16 protein-coding genes are annotated in these 15,802 nt (G+C 62.8%); 7 read left to right on the top strand and 9 right to left on the bottom strand.

Features of this window, described 5'->3' with window-relative positions; translation table 11 throughout:
* Nucleotides 1-119 precede the first annotated feature (119 nt).
* The 4 genes from AC1M7R_RS24595 to AC1M7R_RS24580 all read left to right on the top strand — a co-directional run bounded on the left by AC1M7R_RS24595 (nucleotide 120) and on the right by AC1M7R_RS24580 (nucleotide 4,127).
* Nucleotides 120-1,169: an ABC transporter substrate-binding protein gene (locus AC1M7R_RS24595; protein ID WP_072391742.1), complete on the top strand. Its 1,050-nt coding sequence runs from the start codon at nucleotides 120-122 to the stop codon at nucleotides 1,167-1,169.
* A 140-nt stretch (nucleotides 1,170-1,309) separates the two neighbouring features.
* Entirely contained in the window at nucleotides 1,310-2,488 is a 1,179-nt protein-coding gene (locus AC1M7R_RS24590) for an ABC transporter permease (protein ID WP_490610007.1), read from the top strand.
* A 13-nt stretch (nucleotides 2,489-2,501) separates the two neighbouring features.
* The gene (locus AC1M7R_RS24585) at nucleotides 2,502-3,320 is read left to right on the top strand and encodes an ABC transporter permease (protein WP_072391739.1); all 819 of its coding nucleotides are present in this window, start codon (nucleotides 2,502-2,504) and stop codon (nucleotides 3,318-3,320) included.
* 72 nt (nucleotides 3,321-3,392) lie between these two features.
* Nucleotides 3,393-4,127 carry an SDR family NAD(P)-dependent oxidoreductase gene (locus tag AC1M7R_RS24580; protein ID WP_072391736.1) on the top strand — a complete coding sequence of 245 codons (735 nt, stop codon included), beginning with the start codon at nucleotides 3,393-3,395 and terminating at the stop codon, nucleotides 4,125-4,127.
* Nucleotides 4,128-4,151: 24 nt separating this feature from the next.
* Here the strand turns inward: AC1M7R_RS24580 and AC1M7R_RS24575 are convergent, their stop codons facing one another.
* Complete coding sequence (locus AC1M7R_RS24575) at nucleotides 4,152-5,048, bottom strand: LysR substrate-binding domain-containing protein (RefSeq protein ID WP_072458890.1); 897 nt, start codon at nucleotides 5,046-5,048, stop codon at nucleotides 4,152-4,154.
* A gap of 228 nt (nucleotides 5,049-5,276) precedes the next feature.
* Here AC1M7R_RS24575 and AC1M7R_RS24570 point away from each other — a divergent pair, with 228 nt between their 5' ends.
* Nucleotides 5,277-5,903, top strand: a complete 627-nt coding sequence (locus tag AC1M7R_RS24570; RefSeq protein WP_072391730.1) for a hydrolase — start codon at nucleotides 5,277-5,279, stop codon at nucleotides 5,901-5,903.
* A gap of 150 nt (nucleotides 5,904-6,053) precedes the next feature.
* Here AC1M7R_RS24570 and AC1M7R_RS24565 read toward each other — a convergent pair whose 3' ends face one another.
* The 7 genes from AC1M7R_RS24565 to AC1M7R_RS24535 all read right to left on the bottom strand — a co-directional run bounded on the left by AC1M7R_RS24565 (nucleotide 6,054) and on the right by AC1M7R_RS24535 (nucleotide 12,774).
* Nucleotides 6,054-7,664 (bottom strand): gamma-glutamyltransferase family protein, encoded by a 1,611-nt coding sequence (locus tag AC1M7R_RS24565; RefSeq protein ID WP_490610006.1) that lies wholly within the window; start codon nucleotides 7,662-7,664, stop codon nucleotides 6,054-6,056.
* A 78-nt stretch (nucleotides 7,665-7,742) separates the two neighbouring features.
* Nucleotides 7,743-8,522 carry an amino acid ABC transporter ATP-binding protein gene (locus AC1M7R_RS24560; RefSeq protein WP_072391724.1) on the bottom strand — a complete coding sequence of 260 codons (780 nt, stop codon included), beginning with the start codon at nucleotides 8,520-8,522 and terminating at the stop codon, nucleotides 7,743-7,745.
* Between the two features lie 2 nt (nucleotides 8,523-8,524).
* On the bottom strand, nucleotides 8,525-9,301 hold the full coding sequence (locus AC1M7R_RS24555; protein WP_072391721.1) for an amino acid ABC transporter permease: 777 nt from the start codon (nucleotides 9,299-9,301) through the stop codon (nucleotides 8,525-8,527).
* Between the two features lie 11 nt (nucleotides 9,302-9,312).
* Entirely contained in the window at nucleotides 9,313-10,119 is an 807-nt protein-coding gene (locus AC1M7R_RS24550; protein ID WP_072391717.1) for an ABC transporter substrate-binding protein, read from the bottom strand.
* A gap of 76 nt (nucleotides 10,120-10,195) precedes the next feature.
* On the bottom strand, nucleotides 10,196-10,864 hold the full coding sequence (locus AC1M7R_RS24545) for a GntR family transcriptional regulator (RefSeq protein ID WP_072391714.1): 669 nt from the start codon (nucleotides 10,862-10,864) through the stop codon (nucleotides 10,196-10,198).
* A gap of 221 nt (nucleotides 10,865-11,085) precedes the next feature.
* Entirely contained in the window at nucleotides 11,086-11,538 is a 453-nt protein-coding gene (locus AC1M7R_RS24540) for a DNA methylase (protein WP_123595628.1), read from the bottom strand.
* A gap of 126 nt (nucleotides 11,539-11,664) precedes the next feature.
* Complete coding sequence (locus AC1M7R_RS24535) at nucleotides 11,665-12,774, bottom strand: L-dopachrome tautomerase-related protein (protein WP_092180925.1); 1,110 nt, start codon at nucleotides 12,772-12,774, stop codon at nucleotides 11,665-11,667.
* A gap of 229 nt (nucleotides 12,775-13,003) precedes the next feature.
* Here AC1M7R_RS24535 and AC1M7R_RS24530 point away from each other — a divergent pair, with 229 nt between their 5' ends.
* Complete coding sequence (locus tag AC1M7R_RS24530) at nucleotides 13,004-13,909, top strand: LysR family transcriptional regulator (RefSeq protein WP_076407032.1); 906 nt, start codon at nucleotides 13,004-13,006, stop codon at nucleotides 13,907-13,909.
* A gap of 14 nt (nucleotides 13,910-13,923) precedes the next feature.
* Here AC1M7R_RS24530 and AC1M7R_RS24525 read toward each other — a convergent pair whose 3' ends face one another.
* The gene (locus tag AC1M7R_RS24525; protein ID WP_490610005.1) at nucleotides 13,924-14,868 is read right to left on the bottom strand and encodes a GlxA family transcriptional regulator; all 945 of its coding nucleotides are present in this window, start codon (nucleotides 14,866-14,868) and stop codon (nucleotides 13,924-13,926) included.
* 110 nt (nucleotides 14,869-14,978) lie between these two features.
* On the opposite strand from AC1M7R_RS24525, the gene AC1M7R_RS24520 reads away from it, so the two are divergent.
* Entirely contained in the window at nucleotides 14,979-15,779 is an 801-nt protein-coding gene (locus AC1M7R_RS24520) for an SDR family NAD(P)-dependent oxidoreductase (protein ID WP_092180928.1), read from the top strand.
* Nucleotides 15,780-15,802 lie beyond the last annotated feature (23 nt).

Below are 15,802 nucleotides of genomic sequence, written 5' to 3'. Positions count from 1 at the left end.
ACAACAATAATGATCCGAGAGGCAACCATGCACACCCTTTCCGACACCGTCTAGTTCGTTACTGCCCGTTTGTGAACCTTGTATTTCCCTTACATCCTCAAACAGCAGGAGGGACACCCATGTCCTCGATATTGCGCCGCACCGCACTGACTACCATCTGCGCCGTCACCTTGTTCTCCAGCCAGGCGCTCCTGGCGAGGGACCTCACCGTCGTCGGTTTCGGTGGCGCCACCCAGGAAGCCTTCGACAAGGCTTACTTCAAGCCATACGCCGCGCAAAGCGGCAAGCCAGTCGTGCAGGACACCTACGACGGCGGCATCGCCAAGCAAAAGGCCATGGTCCAGGCCGGCAACCCGACCTGGGACGTGGTCCAGATGGATGAGAACGAGATGGCGCTGGCCTGCGAGCAAGGCCTGCTGGAGCCCCTCGACCGCAGCAGGTTGAGCAGTGCCGCGGACATCGCCCCCGACAAGTTCGCGCCTTGCGGCGTAGGCGCCATTGTCTGGTCGGAAGTCATGACCTACGACCACAGGAAATTCCCCAGCGAGGGTCCGCAGACCTGGGCCGACTTCTGGAACGTCAAGAAATGGCCTGGCAAGCGTGGCCTGCGCAAGCAGGCTCGCATGACCCTGGAAATCGCCCTCATGGCCGATGGTGTAAAGCCTGCCGATGTCTACACGGTGCTGGCGACCAAGGCCGGACAGGACCGAGCCTTCGCCAAGCTCGATGAAATCAAGCCGCATATCCAATGGTGGGAAACCGGCGCCCAGCCCCTGGAATGGTTGTCTTCGGGCAGCATCGCCGTCACGGCGGCCTACAACGGACGCATCGCCATCGCCAACCAGCAGGGCGCGCATTTTCCGCTGATCTGGAACCAGCAGCTCTACAGCATGGATTACTGGACCATCATCAAAGGCACGCCGAACCTCAAGGAAAGCTATGCCCTGCTCGACTACATGCTCAGCCCGAAAGCCCAGGGTGCCTTCGTCCAGGCCATCCCTTACGGCATCGTCAACGGCAAGGCCCAGGCGGCACTGGACAAGCAAACCCTGAACAACCTGCCCACCGCGCCGGCGAACCTGGAAAACGCCTTGCTGCTCGATACACCGTTCTGGGTCAACTACGAGGAAGACCTCATGGCTCGCTTCACCAACTGGGCGGCGAAGTAGATCCATCCCTTTGAATGGCGGCTTCGTTATCGAAGCCGCTGACATCCCATTCCGAGGTCATCGATATGTTCGCCCCTGCATTGGATTCACTCGCCAGCGCCCACCAGAGATCCAGCCGGCACAAACGGCTCGTTTCTGTCTTGCTGCTTTTGCCGCTGCTGGCCTACACCGCCGTATTCTTCGTTCTGCCCATCGGCATGATGCTCTATCGTGCCGTCAGCAATCCGGAGCTGGTACAGGCATTCCCCCGCACCGTCCAGGCATTGGAACAGGAAATACGCCGTGACGCCTCGAGCCTGCCCGGCGACGCGGTGTTCGAAGCGATCGAGCAGGACTTCATCCACGCCGAGAACATGGGCGTCATGGGTGAAGCCGCGCGGCGCATGAACTATGAAAACAGCGGCTACCGTTTCCTCATCACGGCCACTGCCCGCCGCTACCAGTGGCCAGCCAACCAGCAACCCGTCAACGGTGAGACACCCCGGGCGCGCCTGGTGGCCATTGATCCGCGCTGGGCAACCCCCGAGCTTTGGAATGCGTTCGAGCGTGCATCACCGGCGTATACATCCTATTACCTGCTCAGCGCCCTAGACCTGGAGCGTACGGCTGACGGCATCCAGCGCGTGCCCGCGGAGAAACGGGTCTACCTGGACCTCATTTTCAAGACCCTGAAGATCGCCTTCGTTGTCTCGGTGCTGTGCCTGCTGCTGGGCTTTCCCTTCTCCGTCCTGCTGGTCAAGGCGTCGCGGCCGTTCCAGATGCTGCTGATCCTGGCGGTGATGCTGCCCTTCTGGACCTCATTGCTGGCCCGCACCACGGCCTGGATCGTGGTGCTTCAAGAGAAGGGCATCGTCAATACCCTGCTGCTCAAGCTCGGTCTGATCGACCATCCGTTGCCCATGATCTTCGATGCCCTGGGGGTCTACATCGTCATGGTGCACATCCTGCTGCCGTTCACCGTCCTGCCGTTGTACAGCGTGATGAAAGGCATCGAGGCCCATTACATGCGCGCCTCGGGGTCCCTCGGCGCGCACCCGGTTCGCGGTTTCCTGCACGTCTACTTGCCCATGACCCTGACCGGCATCGGTTCCGGCACGCTGCTGACGTTCATCGTCGCGGCAGGCTACTACGTCACCCCAACCCTGGTGGGCAGCGCACGAGAGCAGATGCTTGGCTACTTCATCGCGTTCTACACCAACACCACGGTGAACTGGGGCATGGCTTCGGCACTGGGCCTGGTGCTGATCCTCTGTGTCATGGCGATCTACCTGGTCGCTGCCCGACTGGTGGGCATCCGCCAGATCGCCGGACTCAAGTAATCGGGAAAATCCTATGAATCATTTCACCCTGTGTTTCATCAGCCGCAACCTTTTGCGCCTGTTCGGGCTCCTCATGATCGTCTTCATGATCGCGCCCTTGCTGGCGGTGGTGCCCATCTCCTTCAGCAGCGGCACCTTCCTGTCCTATCCGCTGCCGGGATTGTCATTGCGCTGGTACGAGAAAGTGTTCAGCGCCGGCCCCTGGCTGCAGTCGCTGCGCAACAGCCTGCTGGTGGGCTGCGCCTCGACGGCGCTGGCGACATTGCTGGGCACCCTGGCGGCCCTGGCCTTCGCCCGACGCAACCTGCCCGGCGCCACCCATGTGTTGGCCTTGCTGATTTCGCCCATGATCATTCCACCGGTGATTTCGGGGCTGGGCATGTATTTTCTGTTCGGCCAACTGGGGCTCACAGGCACCCTGACCGGAATGATCCTGGCTCATACCGTGCTGGCGACCCCCTTCGTCCTCATCAACGTTGCCGCCAGCCTGCAAGGCCTGGACATGAGCCTGCTGAGGGCCGCGGCAATGGCCGGGGCCTCACCGGTACGGGCGTTCATCGATGTCGCCTTGCCCATCATCGCGCCTGGGGTGATATCGGGGGCGCTGTTTGCCTTCATGACGTCGTTCGACGAGATTGTCGTCGTACTGTTCATCGGCGGCCCCGGCCAGCGCACGCTGCCGCGGCAGATGTTCGACGGTATTCGTGACACCATCGATCCGTCGATTGTCGCCATGTCATCGTTCCTGCTGGTGGTGGGCCTGTTGGGCCTGCTGGCCACGACCTGGCTTTCCCTGCGTTCGAACAGGTCCCTGAACCAACCGGCAGCGTGACCCGCGACTGCCCCCATTCCCTCACCGACGCCGTCCGGTCAAGAGGCGGCAAGACCTTCAGGAGCAACACCCATGTATATCGTGACAGGCGGCACCCAGGGCATCGGCGCCGCAACCGTGGAAAAACTCGCCAGCCTCGGCCATCCGGTGGTGTTCACCGGGCGCGATCCATCTGCAGGTAGCCAATTGGCCGAGCGCTTGCCCGACTGCACCTTTGTGCCGGGCGACGTACTGAACGAAGACGATTGCCGTCACGTCGTGGCGACGGCGCTGCAATTGGGCGACGGCAAGCTGGCGGGCCTGGTGAACAATGCCGGCATGTCAGGACGCAAGACCTTTACCGACACCACGCAGCAGGAATGGGACCTGCTGTTCGCCGTCAATACTCGCTCGGTCTTCTTCTACACCAAGCACGCGCTGCCAGGCCTGATCGCAGGTCGCGGCGCCGTGGTGAACGTTTCGTCCATCGCGGGCAAGACCGGCGAGCAGGGGCTTGCCACCTACTGCGCCAGCAAGGCCGCCCTCCTCGGCCTGACCCAGGCCCTGGCGCTGGAATACGGCGGCCAGGTGCGCTTCAACGCCGTCTGCCCGGGGCAAATCGCCACGCGAATGATGGATGCCATCGTCAACGACGAAAAACGGCTCGCCGCGCTGACAGCCAGGATTCCCGAAGGCCGCCTGGCCAGCGCAGCAGAAGTTGCCCAGGCCATCTGCTGGTTGCTTTCGCCAGAATCCAGCTATGTGAACGGCACCACCCTGACAGTCGATGGCGGTGAAACCGCCGGCCTGCTCACGCCAAGGTCCTAGCGATCGGCACGCCCGTCAGGTCGATCAGACACGGGCAGGCCCGGCAAAGTGCGGCGACTGCCCGAACGATTCGATCAAGAGCTCGGTGAGTATGCGTATCTTGCGCGCGGGATGCTGGCCTGGCGGGCGCACGACATAGGCACCCGCCGGTGGCGGCGGATACCGCGTCATGATCGGTACCAGCGCCCCCGAAACCCTGTCTTCGTGGGTGAGGCAATCAGGCAGGTACGCAACCCCGAGCCCTGCGACGGCGGCCGCCACCAGTGCGGTGCCATTGTCGGCCTTGAAGCGTCCGTGGGGACGTACCGTGACGATCTGGTCGCCATCCATGAATTGCCAGGTCTCGGTGCTTTGCATGAGGGCCTCATGGTGGATGAGCTCGTCCGGCGACTCGGGTGCGCCATGGGCTCGAATGTAGGCCGGGCTGGCCACCAGCTTCGTGTAGATCGGCCCGATGCACCTTGCGATCAGGTTCGAATCCGGAAGGTAGCCAACCCGAATCGCACAATCGAAACCCTCGGCAATGAGGTCGACGAAGCGGTCGCTGTAGCAGGTCTGGATATGGAGCTGGGGATGACGCCGCGCCAGTTCAGCAAGCATCGGGGCAAAGTGGGTCGGGCCAAAGGACAGCGGCGCGGCCACCCGCAGTCGGCCACGCAGGGCGCCGGCGGGCAGGATGGTTTCCTTGGCGATCTCTATTTCGGCGCAGACCCTGGCGGCGTAATCCCGGAATGTCGCCCCAGCTTCCGTCAGCGCTGCCCCGCGGGTAGTGCGCGCAAGCAACTGGATACCCAGTTCCGCCTCAAGCCTGGCAAGCCTGCGGCTGACGATCGACTTGGACACCCCCAGCCGCACCGCCGCAGCGGACACCCCTGCGGCATCGGCGACTTCCACGAAGGTCTGCAGCTCTTCGATATCCAAATCAGCGTTCCTCGTTCTGCAACACAGCAAGCCTCGGGATGCTACTACTGCAGCGGTCGAGGGAACAGCACAATCCTGCTTCCTGGCGATGTCGCCGCTGGCGCGTTTCCGGGAGAACCAAACCACTCACAACATCAGTAGAGGCGTCGTCACGGCGGTGGTTATCCACCTGGCCGTGTCCCGCTCCTCCTACCTGCGTGTAGTACAACTGAGAAAAGGATCCGCAAAATGACAAGCGAGATTATCCGCAACCCCCATACCGACCAGCTCTTGTCGCCTGAAAACTCGATGTTGATCATCATCGACTACCAGCCGATCCAGGTATCCTCGATCCGCTCGATGCCCCGTGACGAACTGGTCTTCAACATCACGAGCGTCGCCAAGGCGGCCGTCAACTACCACCTTCCCATCGTCCATTCGACCGTCAACGTCGCGACCGGCCGCAACAAGCCACCGATCCAGGAACTGCAGGACGTGCTTGGCCATTTGCCGACCTACGACCGCACCTCGATCAACAGCTGGGAAGACACCGAGTTCAAGCAGGCGGTCAAGGCGATGGGCCGGCGCAAGCTCATCATGACCGCGCTCTGGACCGAAGCCTGTCTCACGTTCCCGGTGCTGGACGCCCTCCAGGAGGGTTACGAGGTCTATGTACCGGTGGATGCGGTCGGCGGTACATCGCCCGCCGCCCATGAGGCGGCCCTGCGCCGCATCGAACAGGCAGGTGCGAAACTCATCAGCCGGGTGCAGATGTACTGCGAGCTCCAGCGCGACTGGGCACGTGAATCAACCCTACCGGGCTTCATGGGGGTATTCGAGAACGCGGATGGCTTCAACGCTGAAAAAGCGCGCTAGGAAACGACGCGAGACGCTCCAGGCTGTTGAAACGTGAACAAGATGGGCTCGCGAATGCGGGCGCCATCCTTGTTGCTTCCTCGGCTGTTTTTGCCTTGCCTGACCTTCGTCTCAAGACTCTTCGTACAGGGCCTAGGGGCCAGAGGCAATCTACAGGACCGCGATGTGGGAGTCCGCCCTGGGCTCCGTGCCGCCACACAGTACGCCGCTGACCGGATCGCGCAGGATGATCTGGCCGCGCCCGTAGTCGGTCAGGTCCCTGGCGAGCTGCACCTGATGGCCGCGCCGGGCCAGGGCATTGGCCAGGTCGCGGGAGGCGCCGTGTTCGATGCCGACCTTCATGTCCCCTAGCCATTGCCAGCGCGGCGCATCCAGGGCTGCCTGCGGATTGAGGCCGAAGTCCACCAGGTTCATGACCATCTGCACATGCCCCTGGGGCTGCATGTAGCCGCCCATCACCCCGAAGGGACCGAGGGCCTGACCATTCTGGCTGAGGAACCCGGGAATGATGGTGTGGAAGGTTTTCTTGCCGGGGACCAGGCTGTTGGCATGGGTGGGATCGAGGCTGAACTCCTGCCCCCGGTTCTGCAGCGCGATGCCACTGTCAGGCAGCACCACGCCGGAACCGAAGCCGTGGTAGTTGCTCTGGATGAACGAGACCATGTTGCCTTGCGCATCCGCGGTGGCCAGGTAGACCGTGCCACTGGCATGAGGGTCCCCCGGGGCCGGGGGCTGGGCCCGCTCGCCGATCTGGCTGCGCCGCCGGCCGCTGTAGTCGTCGCTGAGCAGGTCGGCTACGGCCACGCGCATGTGCGCCGGGTCGGTAATGTAGTGCAGGCCGTCGCTGTAGGCCAGCTTCATGGCTTCCAACTGGCGATGCCAGGTCTGCTGGCTGTCGCGATGATCGAAGCTGAACCCTTCGAGGATCTTCAGGGCCATCAACGCCACCAGCCCCTGCCCGCTCGGCGGGATCTCCCAGACATCGACGCCGCGATAATTGATGTGGATCGGCTCCACCCACCGGGCCCGGTAATCCTTCAGGTCCGAGGCGCGCAGATAGCCCCCGGTGGCGCGAGAGTGGGCATCCAGGCGTTGGGCCAGCGCGCCGCGATACAGGCTCTCGCATCGAGTGGCGGCCAGTTCCTCCAGGGTGCGGGCCTGGGCCGGGTTGCGGAATATCTCTCCCGCCCGTGGCGCACGCCCCTCGATCAGAAATGTGTCGAACCAGGCCTGCAGGACCCCGTCGCGATGGGGCGTGAATTCGTCCACCGCGATCTGCCATTGATGGGCGACTACCGGGGACAAGGCGAAGCCATCCCGCGCCAGGCTGATCGCCGGTTGCAGCAAGTGGGCGAAGGGCAACTTGCCGAAGCGTTGCGACAGCTCGGCCCAGGCCGATGGGCAACCCGGGACGGTCACGGGCGTCCAGCCGTAGAGCGGCATCCGGTCATGGCCGGCCGATTTGACCGCATCGATGCTCAAGGCCGCCGGGGCATGGCCGTTGCCGTTGAGACCGTGCAACTGGCCGTTGCACCAGACCAGGGCGAAGGCATCACCGCCGAGGCCGCAGCCCGTCGGCTCCACCACCGTCAGCGCCGCTGCCGTGGCGATGGCCGCATCGATGGCATTGCCGCCCTTTTGAATCATCTCGATACCCGCCTGGGCCGCCAGGGGCTGGGACGCGGCGACCATGCCACGGCGGGCGAAAACGCTCTGGCGCTGGGACGGATAAGGGTACTCGTGAGCAGAAAATTTCAACATGGCAGAGGCTCTTCGACACAAGGTTTCAATGGCCGGGTCCGACGCCGATGGCGCCCCAGGACATCAGGCAGCAACAGGTCATAGCACCCGGCTCAGGAAAGCCCGGGTACGCGGATGGACGGGATGGCTGAAGATCTGCTCCGGCGGCCCCTGTTCGATGAGTTCGCCCTGGTCCAGGACCACCACGCGGTCGGCCACTTCTCGCGCGAACCCCATCTCGTGGGTGACCACCACCATGGTCATGCCCTCCTCGGCCAGCTCCTTCATCACCTGCAGCACCTCGCCAACGGTTTCCGGATCGAGGGCACTGGTGGGTTCATCGAACAGCATGGCCTGGGGCTTCATGGCCAGGGCCCGGGCAATCGCTACCCGTTGCTGCTGGCCGCCGGAGAGCATCGAGGGGTAATGGTTGGCCTTGTCCGCCAGGCCCACCCGCTCCAGCAGGCCGCGCGCCTGCTCCAGCGCCTCCGCACGCGGCACGCCGAGCACCTGGGTCGGTGCCTCGATGATGTTTTCCAGGGCGGTCATGTGGGGGAACAGGTTGAAACGCTGGAACACCATGCCGATGTCGCGACGCTGGCGAGCGATGTTGCGTTCCGAATCCCGCACCAGGCTACCGTCGGCCCGCTCGCGATACCCCATGGCCCGGCCGTTGACCCGGATGCGTCCACCCTGGATGTCTTCCAGCAGATTGATGCAACGGATGAAGGTGGTCTTGCCGGAACCGGAGGCGCCGATCAGCACCACTACCTCCCCACGTCGAACCTGCAAGCAAATGCCCTTGAGGATCTGCAGGTCGCCGAAGGACTTATGGACATCCAGTGCCTCGATGATCAGCTCTTCGCTTTTGTGCGCCATGCTCAACGCTCCCTCAGCAGTTTGAGTGTGCTACGACCGAACATCCGGGTGGCGGCCGGTGGTGGCGAGGACGGCCGGTCCGATTGGCCGAAGCGCGCTTCCAGCCAGCGCTGGAAAAAGCCCCAGAGGGTGGTCAGCAGCAGGAAATAGATCGCCACCACCAGGTACAGCTCGAATACCCGGAACGTTGCCGACGTGACCATCTGGGTACTGAGCAACAATTCCTGTACGCCGATCACACTGACCAGCGTAGTGTTCTTGAGCATCACGTTGAACTCGTTGCCCAGCGGCGGCACGATGACCCGGAACGCCTGGGGCAGCACGATGCGGCGCATCAGCCTGGCGAACGTCATGCCCAGGGACCGCCCGGCTTCGTACTGGCCCTTGTCCACCGCACCGATACCGGCACGGATGATCTCGGCCATATAGGCGCCTTCGTTGAGCCCCAGGGCGATGATCGCCGCCTGGATATTGCCCGGGATCACCAGGCCGAACAGATCGATGTCTTCGAAACGGAAAATCCCACCGGCCGCCAATGCCGTGTAGAGAAAGACGATCTGCACCAGCAACGGCGTGCCGCGCATCAACCACACATAAAAGCGCACTGGCAGATGCAGCAACGGATTGCTCGACAGCCGCAACAGCGCCGCGGCCAGCCCCAACGCGCAGCCCAGCAACATGGCCAGCACGCTGATCAGGCAGGTCAACCACAGACCGGTGAGATAGACCCCGCTGGGTTGCAGCAGGTACTGCCAGAACACATCCCAATTGAAATTCATCAAGGCTTACCTCAATCGAGCGTGTCACTGGCCACATGCCATTTGCTCAGCAACTGGCTGTAGCTGCCGTCGCTGCGCATGTCGCTGATCACCTGCTGCACCGCCGCCGTCAGCTGCGGATCGTCCTTGCGAATGCCCAGACCGGTGAGAATCCGGCTAAAGGCCGGCACGCCTTCCTCGAACAGATCGGGCGCCATCGCCGCGTAATAGCCGGCGGTTTCCACAGTGGTGCCGTAGGCATCCACCTGGCTGATGCGCAGGGCCTGGAAGGCATCGGTATCCGTGTTGTAGACCACCAGCTTCATCGCCGGCTTGCCGGCCTTGGCCAGGGTTTCGTTCTCGGCGTCGAGCAGGGTCTTGATGGTGGAGCCGTTGAGCACCGCGACCTTGTGACCGGACAGGTCCGCCAGGCTCTTGAGGCCTTTCGGGTTGCCCTTGGGCACGACGACGGCCTGGCTGGAGTACATGTAGTTGACGATGTCGATCACCTCGCGGCGCTCGGGCTTGTCGAACAGCTGGTCGACGATCATGTCGCATTGCTTGGCCAGCAAGGCGGGAAGCAGTCCGGAAAATGGAATGACTCGCCATTCGACCTGCTTGCCGCCCAGCCGCTTGGCCACTTCCAGGCCCAGGTCCACGGTCAGCCCCCTGGGCTTTTGCGTTTCATCGAAGGACACCAGTGGCGGCGAATCCATGCCCGAGCAATAGACGAGCCTGTCGACCTTTTGCAGGCGTTCCGGAACCACGGGCGCAGCCATCGCCCCCTGTGCAAGCAATCCCAATGACAGTACGGCAAACAACAGGCGAGGCGTATGCATGACCAGACACTCCAGTTCAGTGGGTAACGGGCAGTACTCAAAGTCAGAACACGGACAGGCTCGCGGCCTGTTCTCGTTATTTTTTCGCTTGCAGGAACGTGATGAGCTCCACAACGGTGCCCTCGATATGGGCACGCAACACCGCTTCGGCCTTATCGGCGTCGCCAGAGCGAATGGCCTCCAGAATCACCGCATGCTCCTGGCGTGCGCTCAAGGGCTTCTCAACGTGTTGCAGCCATAGGCGCATGGGCGCCTCGACCAGGGCGTAGAGGGCACTGATCTGCTTCAGCAACCGCGGACGGCCACTGAGGCTGCACAGGTATTCATGGAAAGCGCGGTGCCGGCTGACCCACTCGGCGCTTTCGTCGCGGTAGTCGTCCATCTCGTCCAACAGACGTTCCAGCGCAGCCAACTGACGGTCACCGATGCGCCCCACCGCCACTCGGATGGCCAGGCCTTCAAGGGCACTGCGCATCTCGAACACCTCCTGCAGTTCCTCGATGTCCAGGCCACTGACGATGGCGCCGCGATTGGGCCGCAGTGTCACCAGGCCTTGTGCGTCGAGACGGCGGAAAGCCTCGCGCACCGGCATCCGACTCATCCCGATTTCGCCGGCGATGTCTTCGGCGATCAACCGATCACCCTTGCGCAACCTGCCGCCACAGATGGCATCCAGCAGATAGCTGTAGGCCTCTTCCTCGGCAGTCATCGGCGGACGTTCAGCGAATGTAGGAACGAACTGCATGGCGACACCCTTTGAATTTTTGTATCCAATTATCCATGTATTCAAATAAGCAGAATGCATGCCACTTTTGATGGGCATTGCACAAGCGATTGATTCCTAAGGACAGAGCCGACCCAAGAGGCTTCTTGAGCGGGATGGAACCGCAGGACGGCCGCAGGGAAGTGCTACCAAATGGCACAACCCCTGCTCATTTCCGTGCAGGGGGTAGCCAGGTAACGACCTCAACCCGGGCGTTTCGTGACGAGGGTCTCCAGGACGGGCGCGGCTTCACGCATGAAGATTTCCAATGTCTTGGGCCCGATACCCTCGAAGGTCAATAGCCAGAGTCCGATCCCCTGGAGTCCGTCCCGCCCTTCTTCGAGTGCTTCGAGCCGGGCCGGCATTTCATCATCCAGGCGAGCCCCCAGCAGCCGGAGGCGTCGCGCAGTGGATTCGTCATAGCGGCCATAACCTGCCTGGCCCAGCCACCGGACCAGTTCACGGTGAGGGCATTGCCGGAGCTTGGCGGGTGTATCGAGACCATGGTGGTGGACGAGGATCCGATAGGCCCGCAGGGCCACCGAGGCGCGTATGCGTTTGCCCAGGAGAAAGCTTGCGAGCAGCCAACGGTACAGGCCCGGGCCAGGCGGATGAAGCATGTCGATCTCAAGATCCGCCGCACTGACGGGATTCAACTTCATGCACCTCCAGTCCTTGATGAGCGACTCACGCCGCCGGATCAGCATTGTCGGGCGCCAAGCCCCCGACAGTGTCCTGCCCTGGGGCTCTTTCCGGTCAAGGATGTCGCAGGGCCAAGGGAATCAACGGGTCGGCGCCGGTGCCGCATCGATTTTGACACGCAGCAGGCTGTAGGGTTTGACACGCTGGTCGACCCCGTTGCGAAAACCGGCCTGGCGATGGAGCTGGTTGGCCGTGAAATACAGATAGCCGTCCGGACCGATAGAGAGGGTGTCAGGCCACAATACCCGCGGGTCCTGGACAATGGTTTTCCAAGCACCGTCGGCCAGGCGCTTGCGAATCGCGTTGTGTTCATAATCGGTCGCATAGACTGCACCCTCGGCGTCCGCTTCCAGACCATCGGAAGCACCCTTTTCGCCCAGGTCTACCACCGCCGCTTCCAGGCGTTTGTCGCTGATGCCGGCATCACGCAGCAACGCCGTTGGCACCGAATACAGATGGCGACTCGATAACGGGCTGAAATACAACGTCTTGCCATCCGCCGAGAGGGCGATGCCGTCGCTAGCCACCCCCAAAGGCTTGGGTTTGCCATCGGCCCCTCGGGACATGACCGGCTGTCCTTCCACCATCGGAATGAACGACGGATCCACGGAAGTGGACCTTGCTCCACTCAAGCGCCGCATCGCCTTGCCGCTTTCGATGTCCATGACAATGATTGCCCCCGGGCCGCTGACCGACGAGTCAGTGACGTACACGGTCCCCTGATTGCCGTGGCGAAAATCGAAGCGCATGTCGTTCACATAGGTACTGGGCAATATGACGTGCGGCGGGAACACCAGCGTCTTTACCACCTGGTTGCTCGCCAGGTCCACCGCCACCAGTTTTGCGCCTCCGGCCCTGGGCGCAGCGAAACCGGGAGCCGCCGTATCCAGCAGCCAGACCCGCCCCTGCCCGTCGGCCACCACGCTCTGCACGCTGATCAGGCCCTTGGCCGGGTCGACGCTGTCCTCATGGTTGATCCGGTCATTGGGGTAAGGCCGCAATTTTCCGTCGCTGATCTCAGCCACCGTGAACGGTACATCATCCCCCCAGCGCGGGAAATTGACGAAGATCCGCCCCGTCTCGCTCACCGTGACGCCGGTCGGCATGGCGTCCTGGAAAGCGAACACCTGCTGCAAGGGGCCGATGGACCGATCAGCCGGCGCATCACTGGGAAAGTCCGTGGCCGCCATGGTCGATGTCGCTTGGACAGCCGACGCAAGAGCGAGGGCAATGGCAGATGTTGCGAATCTGTTTGTCTTGATCATGTTCATGCTCCGGGAGGCCGACGGCTGTAGGCCTGGCTGTCTGCCAAGGGTTGGAAGGAAGTCCGCAAGGACAACCGGTGGGGGCCATACTCGCCTTCTCTCCCGGGAAGAAAAATACGTAGAATGCGCCAACACTTTCACAGCTGGAGTGAAAATGATCCGCATCGACGACCTTGCGCTGTTCGTACGGACCGCAGCCCTCGGCAGTTTTTCCAACGCCGCTCGGGAAGTCGACCTGCTGCCTGGGCAGGTGGCCGCCGCTATCAAGCGCCTGGAGCGTGAGCTGGATGTTCGTCTCTTCGCCCGCTCAACACGCAGCCTGCGCTTGACCGCCGAAGGCGAACAGTACCTGCCCAATGCGCAGACCGTGCTCGATACGCTTAGAGAAGGCCGGGAAAAGATCAGGCGCGAAAGCGCCGAACTGCGTGGCGTGCTTCAGGTAGCGGCACCCTCGGATCTGGGACGCAATGTCCTGCTGCCATGGCTATCGGAATTCCGGCACCGCCATCCGCAATTGTCGTTGCGCTATTTCCTGTCCGATCAAGTGGCGGACATGTTCCGCGATCCAGTCGACGTCGCCATCCGGTACGGCCAGCTGGACGATGCCAATTACATCGCCCTGCCCCTGGCCCCCTGGAACCGCCGTGTACTGGTGGCATCCCCGGACTATCTGCACAAACACGGGCGCCCGCGCACGCCGGATGACTTGCTGCACCACGATTGTCTGCTCTACACCCTCCACGGTCGGGTCTACGACAAATGGCGGCTGGGGGCCAAGGTCGTCTCGGTGTCCGGTCCGCTGTTTTCCGACGACGCCGATGTGGTGCGGCGCTGGGCCCTCGCTGGCGAGGGGATCACCTATAGATCCTGGCTGGACCTGAACGACGATATCGGTGCGGGTCGACTGGAGGTACTGCTGCCGGATCACCCAGGCGAACCCCTGCCATTGAGCTTCGTTTGCCCACACCGCAAGCAGTTTTCGGCGGCGGTGCAACAATTGCATTCGTTGTTGCGCAGCCGGTTTGCCGAACTGGAGGAGCGATCGCCCAAGCTGGTTTGAGCCTGCCGTGGCCATCAACTCCCACGAGCATCCCGTCGCACCGCCAAGGGGGTGACACCGAAGCCCCGCAGGAACACCTCGCGCAGATGGCGGCGATCACGAAAGCCGGTTTCCCGGGCGACGGTCTCCAGGCTGTGGCGGCTCTGTTCGATCATCAGCCGTGCCGCTTCCAGGCGCAGGTTTTCGATGGCCTTGGCCGGCGACTGGCCGGTCTCCGCAGTGAACACCCGGGTGAACTGGCGCGGGCTCAGGTGCACGTGCTCGGCCAATGCCTCGACGCTCAACGGGCCGGCCAGGTTGAGCCGCGCATAATCCAGCGCGCTCTGGATCCGGTCCGATTTCGGCGCCAGGGCCAGCAGCTCGGAATGCTGGGACTGACCTCCTGTACGTCGTTGGTGCATCACCAGCTTGCGCGCCACCGAGCGGGCGACTTCGGCTCCCAGGTCCTTTTCCAGCATGCCCATCGCCAGGTCGAGGCCGGCGGTCATGCCGGCCGAGGTCCAGATCGTGCCGTCGATGATATAGATACGATCGTCTTCCACCTGCACGTCCGGGAACCGCCGCTGCAACTCGCTGGCGTAGGCCCAGTGGGTGGTCGCTCGGCGATTGGCCAGCAAGCCGGCCTCGGCCAGGACGAAACCACCGGTGCAGATGCCTGCCGTACGCCGGGCCTGTCCCCCGGCCAGGCGGGCGAATGCCAGCAGTTCGGCCGAAGGTGCAACAGTGAGCGGGTCGTTCACGCCGGTGAAGATCCAGGTCTGTGCATGCCCGGGCGCGCCCAACGGCGCGGTTTCAATGAGCATGCCCAGGGAAGAGCGGACAAGACCGCCGGTCACGGAGTAATTCTCTATGGCATAGAACGGCTCGCCGGCGACGACATTCGCGTACTCGAACACCGTCTGAGAGGCCAACGACATCACCTGGAAGCCGTCCGCGACAACATAGCCGATACGGTGCATGCCGAGTTTCCTTCTTGAATGTCCTGAAAAACGACCATAAACGTCATTTAAGACATCGTCAAATCCCCGCACTATTTCTCCAACGCAACCCACCGCTCTGGAGAATGAAAATGACTCACGCACATCCGGGTACTGCCTTGATCACCGGCGCCTCATCCGGCATCGGTGCCGTCTATGCCGACCGCCTCGCCCGCCGTGGCTACAACCTGATCCTGGTGGCACGCAACCGCGACCGCCTCAACGCACTGGCCAGGCGCATCGCCGATGAGACCGGGCGCATTGTCGAGGTGCTCGACGCAGACCTCAACGAGCGCACTTCCCTGGCCAGGGTCGAAGCCAAGCTCAGGGAAGACGCCAGCATCACCCTGTTGGTCAACAACGCCGGGATCGGCACCCACACCGCCTTGCTCGACAGCGACGTGGAACAGATGACGCGGATGATCGAACTGAACGTCACCGCCCCGACCCGGCTGACGTATGCCGCCGCGCCCGGCTTCGTCGCCAGGGGCACAGGCGCAATCATCAACATTTCCTCCATCGTCAGCGTCGCTCCGGAAATCCTCAACGGCGTCTATGGCGGCAGCAAAGCCTTCGTCACGGCACTGAGCCAATCGCTGCACCGTGAACTGGCCGACAAAGGCGTGCGCATCCAGGCCGTCCTGCCAGGCGCCACGGCCACCGACTTCTGGGCCATTGGCGGGCTGCCCGTGGAAAACCTGGACCCGGGCATCGTGATGTCCGCCAGCGCCCTGGTCGACTCGGCACTGTTGGATTTCGATCGAGGTGAGCTGATTTCCATCCCTTCGCTGCACGCCCTTGAAGCCTGGCAGGCCTACGAAGCGGCGCGCCAGCACCTCTCGACCCAGCTGTCGAGCAACGTCCCGGCGCCCCGTTACAAAGCCGCCCATTGATCACCGAATTCATCCAGGAGAAT

Source organism: Pseudomonas sp. MS01C9 (assembly GCF_058202755.1).
This window is presented reverse-complemented; position numbering and strand designations above follow the sequence as displayed.

Excerpts from the sequence above, each read along its gene's own strand:
- AC1M7R_RS24565 (WP_490610006.1), bottom strand. The coding sequence starts at position 7,664 with ATGTTGAAATTTTCTGCTCACGAGTACCCTTATCCGTCCCAGCGCCAG.
- AC1M7R_RS24560 (WP_072391724.1), bottom strand. The coding sequence starts at position 8,522 with ATGGCGCACAAAAGCGAAGAGCTGATCATCGAGGCACTGGATGTCCAT.
- AC1M7R_RS24520 (WP_092180928.1), top strand. The coding sequence starts at position 14,979 with ATGACTCACGCACATCCGGGTACTGCCTTGATCACCGGCGCCTCATCC.
- AC1M7R_RS24595 (WP_072391742.1), top strand. The coding sequence starts at position 120 with ATGTCCTCGATATTGCGCCGCACCGCACTGACTACCATCTGCGCCGTC.
- AC1M7R_RS24570 (WP_072391730.1), top strand. The coding sequence starts at position 5,277 with ATGACAAGCGAGATTATCCGCAACCCCCATACCGACCAGCTCTTGTCG.
- AC1M7R_RS24545 (WP_072391714.1), bottom strand. The coding sequence starts at position 10,864 with ATGCAGTTCGTTCCTACATTCGCTGAACGTCCGCCGATGACTGCCGAG.
- AC1M7R_RS24535 (WP_092180925.1), bottom strand. The coding sequence starts at position 12,774 with ATGGCGGCCACGGACTTTCCCAGTGATGCGCCGGCTGATCGGTCCATC.
- AC1M7R_RS24580 (WP_072391736.1), top strand. The coding sequence starts at position 3,393 with ATGTATATCGTGACAGGCGGCACCCAGGGCATCGGCGCCGCAACCGTG.
- AC1M7R_RS24530 (WP_076407032.1), top strand. The coding sequence starts at position 13,004 with ATGATCCGCATCGACGACCTTGCGCTGTTCGTACGGACCGCAGCCCTC.
- AC1M7R_RS24585 (WP_072391739.1), top strand. The coding sequence starts at position 2,502 with ATGAATCATTTCACCCTGTGTTTCATCAGCCGCAACCTTTTGCGCCTG.
- AC1M7R_RS24550 (WP_072391717.1), bottom strand. The coding sequence starts at position 10,119 with ATGCATACGCCTCGCCTGTTGTTTGCCGTACTGTCATTGGGATTGCTT.
- AC1M7R_RS24525 (WP_490610005.1), bottom strand. The coding sequence starts at position 14,868 with ATGCACCGTATCGGCTATGTTGTCGCGGACGGCTTCCAGGTGATGTCG.
- AC1M7R_RS24555 (WP_072391721.1), bottom strand. The coding sequence starts at position 9,301 with ATGAATTTCAATTGGGATGTGTTCTGGCAGTACCTGCTGCAACCCAGC.